Raw genomic sequence first — 21,024 nt, forward strand, 5'->3', positions numbered from 1 at the left:
AAGCCTAATTTTCTAATTTTATTCTAGGATCAACTATTACATATAGTATATCAACCACCAAGTTACATAATATTAGGATTGCACTAAAGAATACAGTAACACCTATTATGGTTGTATAGTCTCTATTATCAATACTCAGTACGAATTCTCTTCCAAGTCCTGGTATACCAAATATGGATTCAACAACAAAACTTCCAGTTAAGACACCTGCTATAAGTGGTCCTAAATATGTTATTACTGGTATTAAAGAATTTTTAAGTGCATGTTTATAAGTTATTACTCTCTTTGATAGTCCTTTTGCCTTTGCGGTCCTCATGTAATCTTGACCTAAAACATCAATGAGCATTGAACGCGTATATCTTGTTACAAATGCCATAGGGAATATACCGAGCGCAAGTGCAGGCATAATGTAATTTGATGGAGTAGAGAAACCTACTGCTGGTAGTATTTGAAGCTTTAATGAGAATAAATAAATAAGTAACGTTGCAAGAACAAAGCTAGGAATAGTTACTCCAAAAGTTGAAATTAAAGTACTTAACCCATCCTGCCATTTATTTTGATGAAGTGCACCCATAGTTCCTAAATATAATCCCACTATAACTGCAAATAAAATTGCTACTCCTCCAAGCTTTGCTGAATTAGGGAATGAATAAGTTATTATATCTCTAACCATTCTTCCTTCGTATTGCATTGACATTCCTAAATCGCCTTTAGCCATATTCTTAAGATATGTTACATATTGCTGACTAAGTGGCTTGTCTAAACCAAACTTAGCTTTTAAATTGGCCTCAATAGCTGGTGGTAATTTCTTTTCGCTTGTAAAAGGTCCTCCTGGTATTGCATGTGCTAACAAAAAAGTAAATGTTACAACTAGCCATAAAGTTACAATACTTGCAATAAATCTTTTTATAATATACTTAAACATCTTGTTTCTCCTCTCACTTGATACGCTTTTGTATGCTTTTGTATCTTATTAAATTTTATTGGAACATGTATATTAATATCTAAGGTTAAAATACAGCTCTTCAACAATTAAATTTATAAGCTATAATTTTCTTTTATATTTTCAGAATCTATCCCCAATTCTCTAATGATTCTTAATATGTACTTCTTTCCAGTTCTATCTCCATGGAATATCAAATCTAAATATTTACTGCTTGTTCCCACCCTCTTCGCTAACTCTGCCTGAGAAATACTTTTCTCAACCATCATCTTTTTACAGGTTATGCCAAGTGGAGTAAGACATCGTTTTTCTCTCATATGAGCCCCCCCATTTTTAATATTTAAAAGAAAAAATGCATAAATATTTTTTAATTCTATCGAAATTGCCAAAAAACTTTGTTAAAATAAAGTGTATATGAGTTGATTATTAAAATGATATGAGAAATAAAATTTCACTATTGATATATAAAAGGGTGTTTTTTTATTAAAGTATTAATTTGATGTATATTTCTATCAAACTACTATTTATTTTATGCTCTATAAATACTTTTTACAAATATAGATATAGCATGTTTTTTGCGTTTTTTTTGTGTTTTTATTAAAAAAATGCTTATTCTCTTTAAAATCCTGCGTAATAAACGCTTTTTTCATTGGAGGTTTTTATTATGAATACTATTGGGGAAAGGCTAAAGTATTTGAGAAAACTTAATAATCTTACTCAAAAACAGGTTGCCGAAAAGACAGGTGTTCAAAGAGGTAATATAAGTCATTATGAAAAAAATGATTTTTTGCCATCAAGAGTAGCATTAATTTCTTTTGCTAACTTTTTTAAAACAAACTATGATTGGATAGTTTATGGTAAGGGAGCTATTCCTAAATCTATAGATGAAGTAATGTACGCAAAGTCTAACAGTATTGCTGAGTGCAATAATGGTGCTGCTGTTGATTTCTCAAAACGACTAATATTTACTATGAAGTACTTTCATGAAACTATAGATGGGCTGTGCTTAAAGTTAAATATCTCAAAAGATATCTTTCATGAAATATTAATAAAAAAAAATGTTTCAGCTTTTGATTTATTTAAAATTTGTAACTATTTTAATGTAAGTATGGATTGGATGTTTAATGGTAATATTACATATCTTAAATCGGATGCCAAACTACAGCAGGCCTATTTAATGAACTCTAAGGGAAATAAACCTTTAAGCTACGATAATCATGGAATGGTACAATGTACTTGTGAAGAAAAGAAGTTACTTATATTCTTTGAAAATTTAAACACAAAAGATAAAAGCTTGGTAATTGATATTCTAAACTCCGTAAATAATCAAGCATCAATGGACATACAAAAACTTATTAAATAAGTAAAAACACCAGTAACCCTGGTGTTTTTCTTATTGTAAATATTAACTATTTGCCTTCTTTCAATTGATTCAAACAACTTTGGCAAATATTTTTTCCTTTATAGTTAATTACATCTCTTGCATCTCCACAGAAAATACATGCTGGTTGATACTTCTTAAGTATAATCTGCTCGCCATCAACATATATCTCTAAGGCATCCTTCTCTGCTATTTCTAATGTTCTTCTTAACTCTATAGGAATAACTATTCTTCCTAATTCATCTACTCTTCTAACTACACCTGTTGATTTCATTAATAAATACCTCCTAAAGTAACAACATTCGACTTTGTCTTGTTTAAATTATAGCATTATTTACATTATAAGTCAACTTAAATATTAATATAATTTAATTTTTTTCATTATTTTTCTTAAAAACCATTTTTGAGGACTATATTTTGAAATTTATTGTAGCTTTTTATCGAATAATGTATCGCGTATTTTCCTTTATTATGATTAATAACTATAAAATGTATTATTTATTTTTTCCTCATAATAGTCTATTTCTCTTTCAATTTGAAATCCAATGCTTTTATACAATTCAAATGCCCTTTTATTATTGCTATCTACCTCAAGGGCTATGTCATCATAATCCCTTTCAATTAAGTATTCTAAAAGCATACTCATCATTTCTCGTCCAAATCCTCTGCCTCTATACTCTGGTAATATTCCAACTCCAAAAATAGATACCTTATCATGATAAAAGTATGCGGCTACAACTCCTATATAATCCTCTTTTAATTTCAACTTAAACTGTAGTCTATCGCTGGATTCAAGCGCATTCTTCATCATAGAATTTGCCTGCTCATAGCTCTCACTATATACATCAGATGCTACTTTTGTTATCTTATTTAAATCATTGTAATTCGCTTCAGCTAATTTTGTAATATATTTACCCTTAGCCTTAAATTTATTTTTATTAAAATTCATAGTGTATTCAGCAAATTTATATATTGCATCACTATTTTTAATTACAGCCTCTCCTTGCTTAGACCCTTTGGGACATACAAACAATATCTTTGGCACATTATACTTTAAGAGCTCATTCTTAGCCTTACTAAGCAATTCTTTAAAATAACCTTTTCTTCTATATTCAGGAAGCGTGCACGCTGAAATTTCCCCTTCTTCTTCTTTAGGGGCAAATATACTTACAACACTTACAACTTTATCCTTTTCATAAAGCACAAATAGCCATTTCATACTCTTGTTAAAGTTAAAACCATCATCTAAGTTAACCTCTTCCTGAATCCCATCAAATTTACCGCAAGTTTCTGTTAACTTTTCTATCTCTCTTACTAATTCCGTATTTAAACTATTAAACTCTTTAATTACCAATCTCATATCACCTCTTATTTTCTACATTACAAAAAATAAATAGCCATAGAATTAACAACTCCACGGCTACTTTATGTCAAAACCATTTACCAAAAAAATAAAACCATAGGTTGCCCCCCATGGCTTTAACTACAATAGTCTGCCTAAAATCTTATTTTACCGCTAAGGTCGCAAATTTACTTTCTAATTTAATTCTATTTTTAAAATGAAAACTTTTCATATTAACGACCTCCCCTTTACAAATATACTTTAATTATACATATGAGATCTCTATTTTACAAGGAAATTTTGTTAACTTATTGTAAAAATATAAGCTTTTACACTTATGAAAATGTTTTCCAACGGGAAATATACACATTTTTATTTTTGCCATATTATTCTTATATATGCATATACTGTTTTTATTAAATTCCTTACTTATTTTAACATTCAATTGAACTTAATTTAAAAAAATTTATAAATTTTATTAATTTTTCTACGTTTTTTCATAATAGTTCCCATATAATGAAAATTTGTACCTTGATATTTTGAATTTTTTTTATAAAATTGTAATATAGTATAAATTAATTAGGAGTGAATAAAATGAATTCAATTGGAATTGTTAGAAAAGTAGATGAACTTGGAAGAATAGTTATACCAAAAGAAACTAGATCTCAGCTCAATGTAAACGAAGGAGACTCCCTTGAAATCTTTATAGATGAAGTTGAAAGCCATATAGTTCTAAGAAAATACGCACCTGGTTGCACTTTCTGTAACTCTTTAAGTGATATAACATACTTTAAGGGTGTGCGCGTATGCAAACATTGTAAGGAAGAGCTTCAAGACACAGTTAAATAAATTTGTTTATATAGTTAAAAATACGATGAACAAAAATAGTAAAATATTTATGTTCATCGTATTTTTAATTTATCTGCCATTACATATCGATTACTTCGCTTATAGAGTATCCATTATCCTTTGAAAAATCAATATAAGTAGAGTTCATCTTCAATATAGGCTTTAATAAATTATTAGGCGGTATGTACACTATTTTGCCTTTTCTGCCGTCATTAAGTAAAACCTCCGCACCTATGAAATACACATTTATATTATTCAAAAATACTCTAAGTATATCAGTATCAAATATAGATATACCCTCTGTTTTAAACATTTCAAATGCTCTGAAAGGTGACTTTTTCTTCTTATATACTCTATCAGAAGTCATCGCATCATATACATCTGCTATAGCTATAATTCTAGAATAAAGGCCCATTTCATCTGCTTTAATTCCATACGGGTAGCCTGTCCCGTTTATCCTTTCATGGTGTTGTAATATAACATTCTTTATATCATCATTAATAGTAGGATCATCCTTGATAATTTCATACCCATAGAGAGGATGTTTTTTCATTTCCTCGAACTCTTCATCTGTTAATCTTCCAGGTTTATTTAATATGCTATTTTTTATTTTTGTTTTACCAAGATCATGAAGCAATCCAGCCGATATAACTTCACGAATCTGCTTCTCAGAAAGATTCATCCATTTAGCTATAAGCATACCATAAAAGGATACATTCACACTATGATAGAATGTATATTCATCTTTGTCTCTAATATTACCAGCGTACTTTATTAGAAAATCTGCTCTATCAATATCATCATATATTTTTTGAGATATATTTAACAGCTCTTCATCATTGATCTTTTTACCATTACAAGCACCAATAATAAAGCCTTTTAACTTTAATACAGTTTCTTCATAGCTTTCCTTAAATTCTTCATAATATTGTTCCTTAGAAACTGTTTCTCTTTTTGCATCCTTTTCATATTCATCTCTTTTATATACATTAATTTGGTTTATGCTATTGCTTAAAAGCTTCGTTTTTATATAACTGTTAATCGGTGTGTATTTACTAATAAATTTCACATTGTTATATGAAAATATGTCCTCTGCAAGCACATAATCACTAGTACAATCAATAGTATTTACTCTGCACTTATTCAATTCTCTCACCCTATCCTAAAATATTGGAAAATGATTTTGCTGTCTGCATTCTCACCGTATTTTAAGCTAAAAATCCTTTAAAAGCATTTTCTAAACTATTATACTATATTGTTACATTATGTACAATAAAATAACATTTAATGATATTTTGTATTAAAAACTAAATGTTTTTATAATAGATTTATAAAAACTGTATTAAATTTTTATATAACATGTTAAACAAATAATATTTTTCACTTAAAACAAGTAATTTCCTAATACTCTATGCATACAACATTTAATTTAATTACCACATAAAGACTATGACTCTAATTTCGACTCTTTATCGGAAATATTAAGTATTATACATAAATATCTCATATTTTTTAGTAATATTTTTAATATGGCTTTACTATACATTATTGCTAATTGCTCCTGCGATATATATCAACATGCTTTTAAAATGTAAAAAAAATGGACCTTTATTAAATTTTATATTTGTGCAACAATATTAAGTATAAAACTGTAAACACGGGGTGCTAACATGATTTTTAATTTAAAATTTACGTCTAAAACTCATAAAAAAATTCAGATAGAAAATTATATCAAAAATTTAATTGAGACAGGAATACTTCAGAAAAACGAAAAACTTCCTTCAACTCGCGAAATGAGTTTACTGCTTGACGTTAGTAGAAACACCATAATAGATGTATATGAAACATTAACAAATGAGGGTTATACCGACACAATAAAAGGAAAAGGTACCTTTATTTCAGATAAAAAAATTATTTCTAAGGAAAGTCATCACTTACCTTGGATTGAATTTATAAACACACATGCCCTAGACGCTGCTTCATTAGATACTACTAAACATGAACTAAGAGGTACTGATGATATAATTCCATTTGATAGCATATCTCCAAACAAAAACTTATTTGATATTGATGAGATCAAAAGAGACTTTTTAAATATAATATCTATTGAAGGGAACAACATATTGAATTACGGATATGCTAAAGGTTACAAACCATTAATTGATTATTTGAAAATTTATATGAAACATAAAGGTGTTAATATAGATAATAAAGATATACTTATAACGAATGGTTTTACAGAAGGCTTTAATATTGTACTATCAACCATTACTGAAAAAGGAGATACTATATTTTGTGAAAATCCAACTCATAATACTTCTCTAAAAATAATGAAACTTCATAACTTAAATATAAAAGGAATTGATATGGATGATGATGGAATAAATATAGATTCTTTAAAAGACGAACTAGAAAAAGAACTTCCAAAAGCGGTTTTTTTGATTCCAACATATCATAATCCTACAAGTATTGTTATGTCTCCAGAAAAAAGACTAAAAGCAATAGACATACTGAATTCCTTTAATGTACCTATAATTGAAGATGGCTTCAATGAGGAGCTTCGGTACTCAAACTCAAATATAACATCTTTAGCAGCCTTAAACTCAAGCAATAATAATGTAATATACATAGGCAGCTTATCTAAAATTCTATTTCCAGGCATGAGAATAGGTTGGATTATGGCTGACAAGGAATTGATAGATTATTTAGAAAGCGTTAAACGCAGCATAAACATACACACTTCCTTTTTAGACCAGGCTATACTCTATGAGTACCTACGAGGTGAAAATTTTAGCAAATATGTACGTAAAGCTAAAAAATATTACAAAAACAAATACGAGTTAACAATGAAATATGCAAAGAAATATATACCTTATGCAAAAATATGGGGTGAAGGAGGCCTCCACATTTTTGTACAGGTAGAAGGAATTCACTCAAGAGAACTGCTTGCCAACTGTTATAAAAAAGGTGTAGCCTTTACTCCTGGTGATATTTTCTACACTGACGATAAAGGGTATAACACCTTCAGGATTGGCTTTTCTCGGGCAAGTGAAGCACAAATAAAAAAAGGTTTTGAAATAATAAGTAAAGCTATATCAGAATTAAAAGCTAAATAAAATAGAGTGCTGTAAAAACACACTTACAGCACTCATCAATATTTCTATTTTAGTTCCTCTAATTTATGGGACAATTTAAGATTTTCGCTATAATCAACTGCACAATCAATTACTGATGGAACCTTCTGACTAAACGCCTCTTCTAATGTAGGTATGAGCTCTTCAGCTTTAGTAATTCTATATCCTTTTAGTCCCATACTCTCTGCGTACATTTTAAAATCTGGATTTGTAAAGTTTATATACGCTGATTCTCCGTATCTTTCTTCCTGCTTCCACTTTATAAGTCCATAATTACTATCATTAAATATTAATGTTACGAATGGGGTTCCTATTCTAAGTGCAGTTTCAAGCTCTTGTGAATTCATCATGAAGCCACCATCTCCTGTAACTGCAACTACCTTTTTATCTGGATTTACAAGCTTTGCCGCTAAAGCTCCTGGAATAGCAATTCCCATTGATGCAAAACCATTTGAAATTATGCATGTATTAGGCTTATAACAATGATAATTCCTAGCTATCCACATTTTATGAGCTCCTACATCAGATATTACTATATCATCCTCGCCCATAACTCTTCGTAAGTCGTATAGTACCTTCTGTGGTTTCATTGGAAAGCTCTGATCATCACTATATTCCTCATAATTTTTATGCATATCTTCTTTTATTTTAAGTGCTTGTTTTGGTGTCTCTATTCTATCTGAACGTCTTATTATTTCTTGAATCGAATCTGAAATATCACCTATTACCTCAACCTCAGGAAGATAACTATTATTAACTTCGGCTTTTTTCTCGCCTATATGTATTATCCTAATTTCTCCCTTTGAGTTCCATTTTTTGGGTGAATATTCTACTATATCATATCCTATAGCAATGACAAGGTCTGTCTTTTCGAAAATTCTATTAATATAATCTTTTTGTGCAAGACCCATACTCCATAATGAAAGAGGATGATTAAAAGGAATTATTCCTTTTCCCATAAAGGTATTTGCAACTGGAATGTTTAATCTTTCAGCCATATCTAAAACTGCCTTACTTGCCTTTGAACGTATTGCTCCATTTCCTGAAAGTATTAGTGGGCTTTTAGCTCTTGATATAGCTATAGCAGCCTTTTCTATACTACTGTAAGCAGCAAAGCTCTTATCCGTAACTGTATGTCTTAACGGTTTTCCTTGTACAGGCATATCTGCGATATTTTGAGGAAGATCTATATGGCATGCTCCTGGTTTCTCATCTACAGCTGTTTTAAAAGCTTTTCTAACTATTTCAGGTGCAGTATCTGGTCTTACTATTTGTTTATTCCACTTAGTAACAGGTGCGAACATAGCTACTAAATCAAGGTGCTGATGCGACTCTATATGCATTCTATCAGTTCCAACCTGTCCTGTTATCGCAATAAGCGGAGCTCCATCAAGATTAGCATCAGCAACACCAGTCATTAAATTTGTAGCACCAGGTCCCAATGTAGAAAGACATACTCCTGGTCTTCCAGTCAATCTTCCATATACATCTGCCATGAAAGCCGCCCCTTGTTCATGACGTGTAGTTATGAATTTTATAGGTGATTTAGTAAGCGCTTTTATGAGTGCCAAATTTTCCTCACCTGGTATACCGAATATATACTCTACATTTTCATTTTCTAAGCACTTTACAACCAACTCAGCTGTATTCATACTACTCTCTTCATCTTCGGTTTTTGAAATTTCAGAATCCTTGTCTTGCTTTAAATTTTCATTCATAGATATTAACCCCTTATTCTCACTCTAAATTATTTTTTTAAAAAAAGACCTTTAATTGACAATATTTAAATATATATTCCAGTTTATCTTTTGTCAATATTTTTTTAAAATCAATCAAATTCAAGAGAATTTCAGCCCATTAAATTACATTTATTGAATTTTTATGCTCAAATATTAATACCTATATAAGCGAAAACTTTATTTTAAAATGACATTACATTTATTGTAAATTTATGTGATTTTGAATTTTACATATATATATTATTCAATTCTTTTTTAATTGCATTATATATCAGCCTATCCTTCATTCCCCCATAGAATCTTATAAACTCATTTATAGCAACTACTGGTAGCATATATTTTTTTCCTATTGCGCCTTCAACGTATTTATATTTATTTATATCAATTTCTGACACATCTATAAACTGTACCTCTACATTAGCTGCTACATCTGTTTTTGCTATATATTCCTTAAAAGCTTCATATTGATTGTACATTGATTCACTATTACCACAGCCACCAGAAGAACATCCGCCCTCGCAGCTTCCTTGACTACTGCATCCACTACAACTTGAACATGAACTATTTTCTGTTTTGCTTGAACAACCACTACACGAAGCTTTTTCTTTAACTCCAAAAATTTCTACTAACACTACCTCATTTTCCATTATGGCCTCCTAAAATTTTACTACTATTTTAGTAAAACTAACTCAATTATAGTTAGTAGATTATTATACAATAAACTTTGCAATATATAAAGTGACAAGTTATGAATAAGATAAAAAATTCTTACTTAACTTGCCACCTCATATTATAGTATCCTTAGTATCCCATTAAGCTTATTACTATCCAGTAATCTTTTTAAAAAGTCCTTTTAATTTTGATCCACCTTGTTCTGAAGCTTCTTCTATATTAGTAACCTCATATCCTGCATCCTCAATTGCTGTCTTTATCTTTTCATCAGTTATATTATTAGATATAAAAGCAGACTTTCTTTTTAAGTTCACATCGATTTTTTCTGCGCCTATTCCCTCCAAAGCTTCCTTAACATGTGCTACACAGTGTTCGCAACTCATTCCTTCTATTGATATTTTCTTTCCCATTTTTATATTCCTCCCTTATACATTTAAATTTAATATATATAATTTAGAAGTATTCCTAAAGCATATATTCAGGTTTAAATCTTTTTAGTCTCAGTGCATTTGTTAGAACTGAAACCGAGCTTAAACTCATAGCTGCTGCTGCTATCATCGGATTTAATAGCGGTCCTCCAAATATATATAAAATTCCCATAGCTACAGGTATTCCTATAACGTTATATCCAAATGCCCAAAATAAATTTTCTTTTATGTTTTTTATTGTCTTTTTACTTAGTTCTATTGCCGTTATAACATCCATAAGATCACTTTTCATGAGTACAATATCTGCTGATTCCATTGCTATATCAGTACCTTTACCTATTGCCATACCTATGTCCGCTTGAGCCAATGCTGGAGCGTCATTAATTCCATCTCCAACCATAGCAACTTTTTTTCCTCCTGCTTGAAGCTTTTTAACTTCACTTGCTTTATCTTCTGGAAGCACCTCAGCTAAAACTCTATCAATTCCAACCTTTTTAGCTATAGCATCAGCTGATCTTTTATTATCCCCTGTTATCATAGCAACTTCTATACCCATATCATGCAGCTTTTTAATTGCTTTTGCACTACTTTCCTTTACGCTGTCTGCAACAGCTATTATTCCCTTTACCTGTTTATCTATTGCAATATACATAGGTGTCTTACCTTGTTTTGCCAAGTCATCTACATAATCCAACACACTTTTAACTTCTATGTTGTTATTATCCATAAGCTTTTTATTTCCAAGAAGCACTCTCTTACTATCTATTAAGGCTTCAATTCCATGCCCTGTAACTGATTTAAAATCGCTAACCTTTAAAAATTCCATCCCTTTAAATTCTGCTTCTTTCACAATTGCCTCTCCTAGAGGATGCTCAGATGCCTTTTCAACAGAGGCCGCAATTTTAAGTAGTTCTTCCTCTGAAACTTCATCAATAGCTTTTATATCTGTAACTTTCGGTTTTCCTTCTGTTATAGTTCCCGTTTTATCAAAAACAATAGTCTTAATCTTATGGGTATTTTCAAGTGCTGTACCATTTTTTATAAGTACTCCATATTCAGCACCTTTACCTGTTCCAACCATAATTGCTGTAGGGGTAGCTAAGCCGAGAGCACACGGACAAGCAATTACGAGAACTGATATAAATATTGTCAACGTGAAAGTTAGATTTTCACCTGATAAATACCATGCTAAAGAAGATATTATTGCCAAGGTAATAACTACTGGAACAAAATACCCGGATACTATGTCTGCAAGCTTAGCTATAGGTGCCTTTGAACCTTGAGCATCTTCAACAAGCTTTACAATTTGTGAAAGAACAGTATCCTTACCAACCTTGGTTACCTTATACTTTATTGAGCCATTTTTATTTATACTTGCTCCTATAACTTCATCTCCTGGCCCTTTTGAAACTGGAATACTTTCTCCTGTAAGCATTGATTCGTCTATTGACGTATTACCTTCTATAACTATTCCATCAACCGGTATTTTACTACCTGGTTTCACAATTACTACATCTCCTGGTTTAACTTCCTCTATTGCAACCTCTTCTTCTTTTTCCCCTTTTACAACCAAAGCAGTCTTTGGTGTCAGTCCAACGAGCTTCTTTATTGCCTCTGAAGTTTTACCTTTAGAAACAGCTTCCATATATTTTCCAAGGGTTATTAGTGTTAATATTATTCCTGCCGATTCAAAGTAAAGCTGAGCTCCATTAATCCCAGTAAATATTTGATACAATCCAAATAAACTGTATACAAATGCCGCAGATGAACCTATTGCTACTAAAGAATCCATGTTAGGACTTCTCTTTATAAGAGTCTTAAATCCAACCTGAAAGAATTTTCTTCCCTGAAACATAACTGGCAAGACTAATATAAGCTCCAAAACACCATATATCTTTTCGTTATTCATTGGATCAATAGCACTAGGCAACATAACTCCTATTGAATTAAATATCATAGGAACCATAGCAATTATTAAAAGTGGAACTGCAAATACAGCTGATATTATAAATCTCTTCCATAAATTCTTTATTACCTTTTCTTTTCTTTCCTTATCAGTATCTACAGACTCCACTTCTTCAGAAGCCTTATAGCCCGCTTTTTCTATTGCCTGTTTTATATCATTAATACTTACCTTAGATGCTTCAAAACTTATACTTAATTTCTCTGTAGCCAGGTTTACACTAGAACTAGTTACTCCTTCTAGTTTACTTGTAACTCTCTCAACAGTTTTCGCACACGCAGCGCAGGTCATACCCCCAATAGCTAGGGTTTTATTTGTAGCCTCAGTAAGTGCTTTATAGCCTGCTTTTTCTATTGCCTCTTGAATATTAGGAACACTTACCTTATCATCCTGAAAGCTTACAGTTAATTTTTCTGTCGCCAAATTTACATTTGCCTCTTCAACACCTTCTAGCTTTTTAGTGGCTCTTTCAACAGCTCTTGCACATGCAGCACAAGTCATTCCCTCTATTCTTAAAGTCTTAGTATCCAATTAAAATCCCTCCTTAGCTTATTTGCTACTTATTCTGGAGAGAAGCTCTATAATTTCATCAACTTTTTCTTCTCCATTATTATTAAGAAATGCTTCTTTAACACAATGATTAAGATGTTGCTTTAATATAAGCATATTAGCTTTTTTTAAAAGTGCAGAAGCTGCAACAATTTGATTAGATACATCAATACAATATCTGCCATCTTCTATCATCTTTATTATTCCCTCAATTTGACCTTTTGATGTTTTTAGTGCTGTAATTGCTTTTTCCTTTTCTTTATTCAATTATACCCCTCCCCCCTATAGTCCTTTTCTTATAAAATACCACTGCACTTCTTTTTTGTCAATTAATATTAATATACTTTATAGATTACATTAATACTATTTATCTTCGATCTCATCAAGAGTTATTATTTTTTAATAATCGTTATTGACTATTTTTTCATTGTGTAGTATATTATAAATATACTTAAATTGTATAAATTAACAATTATAAAGAATTTGAGTAATTTCTTTATAATTTGTGATACTAAAAAGGAATTATATATTAAAGGTGGTGTACTTTATGTTTGAAAATATATCATCAAATGGAGTTTATAAAAATCTATTTGATGGAAAATGGGTTGAAAGTAAGACAAATAAAACCATAGAAACGCATTCTCCTTATGATGGAAGTTTAATTGGAAAAGTTCAGGCCTTATCAAAAGAGGAAGTTGATGAGATTTTTAAAAGTTCAAGAACAGCTCAGAAAAAATGGGGTGAAACTCCAATAAATGAGCGTGCTAGAATCATGCGTAAAGCAGCTGATATACTAGATGATAACGCAGAATATATAGCAAAAATTCTTTCAAATGAGATAGCAAAAGATTTAAAATCTTCTCTTTCAGAAGTAAAAAGAACAGCTGATTTTATAAGATTTACAGCTAATGAAGGTACTCATATGGAAGGAGAAGCTATTAACTCAGATAATTTTCCTGGTTCTAAAAAAGATAAACTTTCTCTAGTTGAAAGAGTTCCTTTAGGAATAGTTTTAGCTATATCTCCTTTTAATTATCCTGTAAATCTTTCTGGGTCTAAGGTTGCTCCAGCACTTATAGCTGGAAATAGTGTTGTTTTAAAACCTTCTACAACTGGTGCTATAAGCGCACTTCATCTTGCAGAAATTTTTAATGCAGCTGGTCTTCCAGCAGGTGTTTTAAACACTGTAACAGGAAAAGGGTCTGAAATAGGCGATTATTTAATTACCCATGAAGAAGTAAACTTTATTAACTTTACGGGAAGCTCTGCTGTAGGTAAGCATATTTCAAAAATAGCTGGAATGATACCTATGGTTCTTGAGCTTGGTGGTAAAGATGCTGCTATAGTTCTCGAAGATGCCAATCTTGAAACAACAGCTAAAAGCATAGTATCTGGAGCATATGGATACTCCGGCCAAAGGTGTACTGCTGTAAAAAGAGTTCTTGTAATGGATAAAGTAGCTGATGAATTAGTTGAACTTGTTACAAAAAAAGTTAAAGAATTAAAGGTAGGTAATCCTTTTGATGATGTTACAATAACCCCACTTATAGACAACAAGGCAGCAGATTATGTTCAAACTCTCATTGACGACGCTATCGAAAAGGGTGCAACTCTTATCGTTGGAAATAAGCGTAAAGAAAATTTAATGTATCCTACTTTATTTGATAATGTAACTGCTGATATGCGTATTGCTTGGGAAGAACCATTTGGACCAGTTTTACCTATTATTCGTGTAAAAAGCATGGATGAAGCAATAGAATTAGCAAATAGATCTGAATATGGTCTTCAATCTGCAGTATTTACTGAAAATATGCATGATGCCTTTTATATTGCCAATAAATTAGATGTTGGAACTGTTCAAGTAAATAATAAGCCTGAAAGAGGCCCAGATCACTTCCCATTCCTTGGAACAAAGTCATCAGGTATGGGCACTCAAGGAATTCGATACAGTATAGAGGCAATGACAAGGCATAAATCAATAGTTTTAAACCTATAATTTTATTCTATCCAATCTCACACTTATAAAGAAACCAATTTGATCCACTTAAATTGGTTTCTTTATATTTTACACATAAATTACTCACCATCTACCATTTGTTGTAATAAACATATAATTATCTTATATACTATTTATTTTGGGAGGCGATTTTGGATGTTTGATTACAACTTAGAATTAAATTACTTTCTAAGAATAATAATTGCAGGTCTATGCGGAGGGCTAATAGGCTATGAAAGAAAAAACAGAATGAAGGAAGCTGGTATACGTACTCACTTTATAGTTTGCTTAAGTTCCGCATTAATTATGGTAGTATCAAAATATGGTTTTCAAGATCAAATTGGAATAAAAAATATATCTATAGATCCTTCTCGTGTTGCTGCACAAGTAGTAAGTGGCATAGGCTTTTTAGGCGCAGGTATGATTTTTATGAGGAGACAATCTGTAAAAGGTTTAACTACAGCTGCTGGAGTATGGGCTACCGCCGGTGTTGGTCTTGCTATAGGCTCTGGCCTTTATCTCATAGGTCTCTTGTCTTCTTTTATAATATTATTAGGTCAGACTATTTTACACAGAAACTTTTCTTGGCTTTCAACACCAAGAACTGAAGAATTAAATATCAAGGTAATAAATGAACCAAATGTTGTAGATAAGATTCGTAATATATTTACTAGTAAGGATATTGTTATATTAAGCTTTAAAATTAAAGATGGCAATGATAATAACTTCGATAAACCAAAACTTATCAATATGAGCTTTGTATTAAAGGTTCCTCAAACCTATGACACCTCGGATTTTCTTTCAATGATTCAAAAATACCCTTTTATAAAGTATATTGAGTTTTAAAATGTCCCTATTTTCAAGGGGCTTATTTTTATTATATAATAAATCTATTCGAATATTTTAAATCATTAATGGAGGCTTTAAACTTATTATGAACGATTATGATAACAATTCTAATATAAATGAAGATGCATGGAATAAAGAAACATACTCTGCATGGGTTAAACGCTTTGGAACTCCAGATACTGCTGCAAAAAAGATATCTAAGGACCCTTCAAAAATTTTATCCGTCTTGCACGAAAAACTTGGAGATGTAAAAGGGAAAAAAATAATGAACATTATGGGTTCAAATGGTAGTAAAGCCGTTGCCCTTGCACTATTAGGTGCAGATGTAACCGTTGTTGATTTTTCAAAGGGAAATATGGATTACGCTCTTGATTTAGCTAAAGAAGCGGATGTTAAAATAGATTATATTTTAAGTGATATATTAAAACTTCCAGAGGATAAGCTAACAGCTGACTATGATATAGTTTTTGCAGAAATGGGTATAATTCATTACTTTATTGACCTAAAGCCATTTATAAAAACAATAAATAGACTTCTTAAAGAAGGAGGCTTATTTGTTCTTAGAGATTTTCATCCGGTATCCACCAAATTAATCACATCTAGAGGCTCAACTGCAAAGGTTAGAAAGCATAAGGTTACAGGTGATTACTTTGATACCTCCTTAGAAGAAAAAGATGCCGCCTTTTCAAAATATCTTATTGATAACAAAGAGCCTGAAAAGGTGCTTTTAAGAAAATGGACTTTAGGTGAAATAGTTACTTCTGTTGCCGAAGGTGGTTTTAAAATAAAAAAATTAGACGAAGAACCAAACTTATCTTGTGATAATTTTGATAAAGGTATACCAAAGAGTTTTACTTTAACTTCAGAAAAACTTAGTTAATAATTTAATAATTATTTGACATTTGCCTTGATATTTTATAGAATTAATTTGAAATATATTAATAATTTTATAAAATAGGAGGCATTTTTTATGGAAACCATAATTAAAAATTACAGTCTCTTAAAAGGCATAATCCATAAAGAACTTTATGATAATGGAAATATAAAAAGCTTTATATTAGATAAAAAAAATGAGCTACCAACAAATTACGGAACTCTTATTCCTCAATACGATAGTTCTTACGAAAGACGTAAGTATATAGACTCTGTTTCCTTTTATAAAAGTGGAAAACTCAAAAGTATTTATTTACAAAATCAAACTACTATAAATACTCCTATTGGTAAATTACCCTCGGAACTTATAACTTTTTATGAGAATGGTGCTTTAAAACGTGTTTTTCCCCTTAACGGTAAGCTCGGAGGTTACTGGTCAGAACAAGATGAATATAGTCTTGCTGAAGATACAAGTTTCAATTTAAAGGTAGGCTCCTTTAATAAAAAAATAATAAACGTATATTTTTATAATAGTGGTAATTTAAAAAGTATTACCTTTTGGCCTAAAAATACTCCTATTATAGATACACCCATTGGCAAGGCTGAGGTTCGAATAGGTTTATCCCTTTATGAGAACGGATGTTTAAAATCTTTTGAACCAAACAAACCATTATTACTGCAAACTCCTATTGGAAAAATAACTGCCTACGACTCAAATGCTAGTGGAATAAATGGAGATTTAAACTCCGTGAATTTCTATGAATGCGGAGATTTAAAGTCTTTAGTAACTTCCTCTGATAAAGTGACTATAACTTCAGTCGATGGTAAAAAAACAGTCTATGAACCTGGTTTAAGACTAAGTATAATAGACAATAAATCTCTAGAGGTTATACCTCTAAATATAACTTTTTATGATAATAAGGTTCAGTTTAATAACAGCAAAAAAGACGAATATGATATAACTGCATCAACTTTTACTATTGAACATCTATCTTTTAAACAATCCTCTCCTTGTACAAATTGCTCTAAATAGAAATAAAAAATAAGGTAATCTTATGCCTAGATTACCTTATTTACATACTTCTTAATTTACTTTTTTTCTTTGAATAGCCTGCTGTTTGTAATTTACTATATTATCTATTATATAAACCGGCCTCTCTTTGGTCTCTTCAAAAATTCTTGCAACATATTGTCCCATTATACCATGACTTAGAAAAGCAATACCAAACATAATAATGTTTAAAGATAAGATTAATCCTAAACTCAAAATATGAGTTCCAGATATTAAATTTTTTGTAATTACAATTATAGAAGCAATTACACCTATAATCGAAAAAAGAGATCCTACATAAGTTATAATACCAAGCGGTTTGTATGAAAGTGAGGTTATTCCATCTAGTGCTAGCTTAATCATTTTGTTTAACGGATATTTTGTTTCTCCAGCAAATCTTTCATGTCTTACAAACTCTACATAGGTTTGCTTAAATCCAACCCAACTCACCAATCCTCTAACATATCTACTCTTTTCAGGTAGTGAAGCTAGTGCATCACATACTTTTCTATCAATAAGCCTAAAGTCTCCAACATCTACAGGAACATCTACATTGGTCATACCTCTCAGAACTCTATAGTACATACTCGAAGTAAATTTCTTAAAAAAGGTTTCACCTTCTCTTTTAGCTCTTTTCCCGTATACCACTTCATATCCTTGTTTCCACTTCTCAATCATTTGCAGTATAACTTCTGGTGGATCTTGGAGATCTGCATCAATTACCACAATTGCATGTCCGATTGCTACATTCATTCCTGCTGTTATAGCCGCTTGATGCCCGAAGTTTCTAGAAAAGTTAACAAGCTTAACTCTATCATCCTTCTCACAAATTAACTCTACCTTTTTCCTTGTTGAATCTATGCTCCCATCATTGACAAACACTAGCTCATATTCTTCATTTGTCATATCCATAACTTCTTTGAGCCTCTTATAACTTTCAAGAATAACAAGCTCTTCATTAAATATGGGTACAACCACACTATAAATTATTCTGTATCCCATAACACTTCACCTCTCCTAGTTTCTTGATTGAATTATACTAGAAAAATACAGTTACAATATGGAATATCTATGTGATTTTTATGTGATTTATAATAGGTCTGTACTATTGTAGACTGGACATTTTATTAAGAAACTAACTCCAACTTCTCTATTAACTGCTCTAATCTCTCCTCCATAAAAGTTAACTATCTTTTTTGATATTGCAAGTCCGAGACCAAACTTTCCTTTCTTATCCTTGTATAGATTATCAAATATCTTCTCTATGCTTTTTTCTGGTATATGCTCTCCATCATTGTATATTTCTATTATTGCAGAATTATCTTCTCTCTTAAGTCTCAATATTATCTCTCTCTTCGCATATCTAAGGGAGTTTTCTAGTATATTTTCTATAGCCACCTCTATTTTTTCTTGATTTCCAAAAACATTAATAGTGTTTGAGATGATATCTGGTTTAATATCACAATTAAAAACCTTAAACCTATCCACCATTTTGTAAAGAAGATCTCTTAAATTCACTATTTCATTTTCAACGTTATTCTCTAGTACATAGTCGAGTGTATTTAAATACAACATTTGCTTGATTTTCTTTTCTAGCCTAATAGCCTCATCTTTTATTATCTCTGCTGTCCTCTCAACAGAATCAATATAAATACCATCAATAATAGCCTCGGCATGACTCATTATAACCATAACTGGTGTTTTTAAATCATGGGATATACTTTGAAGAAACATTTTTTCATTCTCATCCGCATACTTTAATTGTTTCTGCATAATATTCATTGAGTTAGCAAGACTTCCTATTTCATCATCGCTTCTAACTTGAATAGGCTCTTTCCAATCCTTATTTGCTATTTTTTTCGTATAACTTTCTAGCTCCTTAAGCGGCTTAGATATGTGTCCAGCTACAATTTTTGCAGTAAAAAAGCCTATTATTATAAATACGATTCCAACTATACCAACTTGATATAATATATTGTTATCTACAAAGTATGGCATATAAGTTATAAGATATGTATTTTTTCCATATCCCACGCTAGCATGACTTATAATAAAAAGCACCTTTATGCCTTTGTAATACTCCTTGAACTCCTTATCCGAATTTCCAGCCTTAGATAAGTACTCAATCATCCACTTTCTCATATCACTGTCATGCATCATGGGACCTCCACCTACCGGATTTTGATTCACATTTTGCATCTCATATTCATCAGCCTTAACTGTTACTATAAAGCTTTGACTTCTCTCTAAGTTTCTTAATTTATCAAATCTTAAAGGTTTATCCGTACTACTATTTTTAAGAAGCATATCATGGGCAGTTTTTAAATCCTGTATTTTTTCATTTTCATCGAAAGCTCTAAATGCTGATATATACAATAGTGAAATGCTGCAAACTATTATGAGAATCATAACCGTAAAGGTCATCCATATTCTCATAGTTATGGTCTTTATCTTAAATATTTTCACTGTCTTACCACCAATTTATAACCATAGCCGTATACTGTTTCTATGGTTAGTTTATTTATCTTTTTTCTTAGCCTTCGTATAGTATCATCTACAACTCTGTCTGAACCAAAATAGTCATCTCCCCAAACATTTACTAATATTTGCTCCCTTGAAATAACATTATTTTTATTGTCTGAAAGATAACTTAAAAGTTCAAATTCTTTGTTTGTAAGCTGCAGCTCTTCATTTCTAAAAAAAACCAACCTTTGTTTCTTACTTATTGTATATTCTCCAATTTTTATATCATCTTGATTTTCTTGATCTTTATCTCCATACAATCTTTCCATAAGCTTATTTGTTCTTATAACTAGTTCTCTTGGCAAAAAAGGTTTGGATAAATAATCATCACTTCCAAGCTCTAGTCCAACTACTCTATCCAATTCTTCGTTTCTTGCAGACATAAATATCACAGGAGTAGCCTTATTATTTTGCTTAATGCTCTTAATAAGCTCATATCCATCTATATCTGGAAGCATTATATCTAGTATCCATAAATCAGGCATATCTTTTATTCTCTCTTTAGCAGAATTACCGTCAGCAAATGTAGTTACACTGTACCCTTCCTTTGTAAGATATTTATCAAGTAAAATATTTAAACTCTGTTCATCCTCAACTAAATATATTCTCTTGCCCAAAATCATCACCCCAATTTATTATTGTTAAATAAAATTTTATCATATGCATTTAAAAAAAACGTGTGAAAAATATGTGAAATTGCATAAAAAAAAGGAATACTTTTTATAAAGCTTC

Annotated in this window: 20 protein-coding genes; 7 read left to right on the forward strand and 13 right to left on the reverse strand. The window is 30.8% G+C overall.

Going from position 1 to position 21,024, the window contains the following annotated elements:
* Positions 1–4 precede the first annotated feature (4 nt).
* Together CA_RS18745 and CA_RS18750 are read right to left on the reverse strand one after the other, a co-directional pair.
* Positions 5–925, reverse strand: a complete 921-nt coding sequence (locus CA_RS18745) for an ABC transporter permease (protein ID WP_010966906.1) — start codon at positions 923–925, stop codon at positions 5–7.
* Positions 926–1,038: 113 nt separating this feature from the next.
* Positions 1,039–1,260 carry a helix-turn-helix domain-containing protein gene (locus CA_RS18750; protein ID WP_010966907.1) on the reverse strand — a complete coding sequence of 74 codons (222 nt, stop codon included), beginning with the start codon at positions 1,258–1,260 and terminating at the stop codon, positions 1,039–1,041.
* A 347-nt stretch (positions 1,261–1,607) separates the two neighbouring features.
* Between CA_RS18750 and CA_RS18755 the strand changes: the two genes are divergently transcribed.
* Positions 1,608–2,306 (forward strand): helix-turn-helix domain-containing protein, encoded by a 699-nt coding sequence (locus CA_RS18755; RefSeq protein WP_010966908.1) that lies wholly within the window; start codon positions 1,608–1,610, stop codon positions 2,304–2,306.
* 46 nt (positions 2,307–2,352) lie between these two features.
* Here CA_RS18755 and CA_RS18760 read toward each other — a convergent pair whose 3' ends face one another.
* Both CA_RS18760 and CA_RS18765 read right to left on the reverse strand, forming a co-directional pair.
* Positions 2,353–2,598 (reverse strand): AbrB/MazE/SpoVT family DNA-binding domain-containing protein, encoded by a 246-nt coding sequence (locus tag CA_RS18760; RefSeq protein WP_010966909.1) that lies wholly within the window; start codon positions 2,596–2,598, stop codon positions 2,353–2,355.
* A gap of 201 nt (positions 2,599–2,799) precedes the next feature.
* A complete protein-coding gene (locus CA_RS18765) occupies positions 2,800–3,684 on the reverse strand; it encodes a GNAT family N-acetyltransferase (protein ID WP_014519086.1) in 885 nt (294 codons plus the stop codon).
* A 576-nt stretch (positions 3,685–4,260) separates the two neighbouring features.
* Between CA_RS18765 and CA_RS18770 the strand changes: the two genes are divergently transcribed.
* On the forward strand, positions 4,261–4,515 hold the full coding sequence (locus CA_RS18770) for an AbrB/MazE/SpoVT family DNA-binding domain-containing protein (RefSeq protein ID WP_010966911.1): 255 nt from the start codon (positions 4,261–4,263) through the stop codon (positions 4,513–4,515).
* 79 nt (positions 4,516–4,594) lie between these two features.
* Here CA_RS18770 and CA_RS18775 read toward each other — a convergent pair whose 3' ends face one another.
* Positions 4,595–5,662 carry an HD-GYP domain-containing protein gene (locus CA_RS18775; RefSeq protein ID WP_010966912.1) on the reverse strand — a complete coding sequence of 356 codons (1,068 nt, stop codon included), beginning with the start codon at positions 5,660–5,662 and terminating at the stop codon, positions 4,595–4,597.
* 523 nt (positions 5,663–6,185) lie between these two features.
* On the opposite strand from CA_RS18775, the gene CA_RS18780 reads away from it, so the two are divergent.
* Positions 6,186–7,631 (forward strand): PLP-dependent aminotransferase family protein, encoded by a 1,446-nt coding sequence (locus tag CA_RS18780; RefSeq protein ID WP_010966913.1) that lies wholly within the window; start codon positions 6,186–6,188, stop codon positions 7,629–7,631.
* Positions 7,632–7,675: 44 nt separating this feature from the next.
* On the opposite strand, the gene CA_RS18785 is transcribed toward CA_RS18780, so the two are convergent.
* The 5 genes from CA_RS18785 to CA_RS18805 form a co-directional block, all read right to left on the reverse strand.
* Entirely contained in the window at positions 7,676–9,367 is a 1,692-nt protein-coding gene (locus tag CA_RS18785) for an acetolactate synthase large subunit (RefSeq protein WP_010966914.1), read from the reverse strand.
* A 248-nt stretch (positions 9,368–9,615) separates the two neighbouring features.
* Positions 9,616–10,035: a hypothetical protein gene (locus CA_RS18790; RefSeq protein WP_010966915.1), complete on the reverse strand. Its 420-nt coding sequence runs from the start codon at positions 10,033–10,035 to the stop codon at positions 9,616–9,618.
* A gap of 177 nt (positions 10,036–10,212) precedes the next feature.
* Positions 10,213–10,470: a heavy-metal-associated domain-containing protein gene (locus CA_RS18795; RefSeq protein ID WP_010966916.1), complete on the reverse strand. Its 258-nt coding sequence runs from the start codon at positions 10,468–10,470 to the stop codon at positions 10,213–10,215.
* Between the two features lie 55 nt (positions 10,471–10,525).
* Positions 10,526–12,982 (reverse strand): heavy metal translocating P-type ATPase, encoded by a 2,457-nt coding sequence (locus tag CA_RS18800; protein WP_010966917.1) that lies wholly within the window; start codon positions 12,980–12,982, stop codon positions 10,526–10,528.
* 18 nt (positions 12,983–13,000) lie between these two features.
* Positions 13,001–13,267, reverse strand: coding sequence for a metal-sensing transcriptional repressor (locus CA_RS18805; protein ID WP_010966918.1), 267 nt, complete (start codon positions 13,265–13,267; stop codon positions 13,001–13,003).
* A gap of 280 nt (positions 13,268–13,547) precedes the next feature.
* On the opposite strand from CA_RS18805, the gene CA_RS18810 reads away from it, so the two are divergent.
* The 4 genes from CA_RS18810 to CA_RS18825 all read left to right on the forward strand — a co-directional run bounded on the left by CA_RS18810 (position 13,548) and on the right by CA_RS18825 (position 17,751).
* Positions 13,548–14,996, forward strand: coding sequence for an NADP-dependent glyceraldehyde-3-phosphate dehydrogenase (locus CA_RS18810; RefSeq protein WP_010966919.1), 1,449 nt, complete (start codon positions 13,548–13,550; stop codon positions 14,994–14,996).
* Positions 14,997–15,152: 156 nt separating this feature from the next.
* Positions 15,153–15,842 carry an MgtC/SapB family protein gene (locus tag CA_RS18815; protein ID WP_010966920.1) on the forward strand — a complete coding sequence of 230 codons (690 nt, stop codon included), beginning with the start codon at positions 15,153–15,155 and terminating at the stop codon, positions 15,840–15,842.
* Between the two features lie 88 nt (positions 15,843–15,930).
* Positions 15,931–16,725, forward strand: coding sequence for a class I SAM-dependent methyltransferase (locus tag CA_RS18820; RefSeq protein ID WP_010966921.1), 795 nt, complete (start codon positions 15,931–15,933; stop codon positions 16,723–16,725).
* A 90-nt stretch (positions 16,726–16,815) separates the two neighbouring features.
* Positions 16,816–17,751, forward strand: a complete 936-nt coding sequence (locus CA_RS18825; RefSeq protein WP_010966922.1) for a hypothetical protein — start codon at positions 16,816–16,818, stop codon at positions 17,749–17,751.
* Between the two features lie 51 nt (positions 17,752–17,802).
* Here the strand turns inward: CA_RS18825 and CA_RS18830 are convergent, their stop codons facing one another.
* From CA_RS18830 to CA_RS18840, 3 genes are all read right to left on the reverse strand, one after another.
* Entirely contained in the window at positions 17,803–18,771 is a 969-nt protein-coding gene (locus CA_RS18830) for a glycosyltransferase family 2 protein (protein ID WP_010966923.1), read from the reverse strand.
* 87 nt (positions 18,772–18,858) lie between these two features.
* The gene (locus CA_RS18835; RefSeq protein ID WP_010966924.1) at positions 18,859–20,235 is read right to left on the reverse strand and encodes a HAMP domain-containing sensor histidine kinase; all 1,377 of its coding nucleotides are present in this window, start codon (positions 20,233–20,235) and stop codon (positions 18,859–18,861) included.
* The gene (locus tag CA_RS18840) at positions 20,232–20,909 is read right to left on the reverse strand and encodes a response regulator transcription factor (protein ID WP_010966925.1); all 678 of its coding nucleotides are present in this window, start codon (positions 20,907–20,909) and stop codon (positions 20,232–20,234) included. Before CA_RS18840 ends, CA_RS18835 begins: the two co-directional genes overlap by 4 nt.
* Between the last annotated feature and the right edge of the window lie 115 nt (positions 20,910–21,024).

This window comes from Clostridium acetobutylicum ATCC 824, from assembly GCF_000008765.1.
In the GTDB taxonomy this organism is placed as follows: domain Bacteria; phylum Bacillota; class Clostridia; order Clostridiales; family Clostridiaceae; genus Clostridium_S; species Clostridium_S acetobutylicum.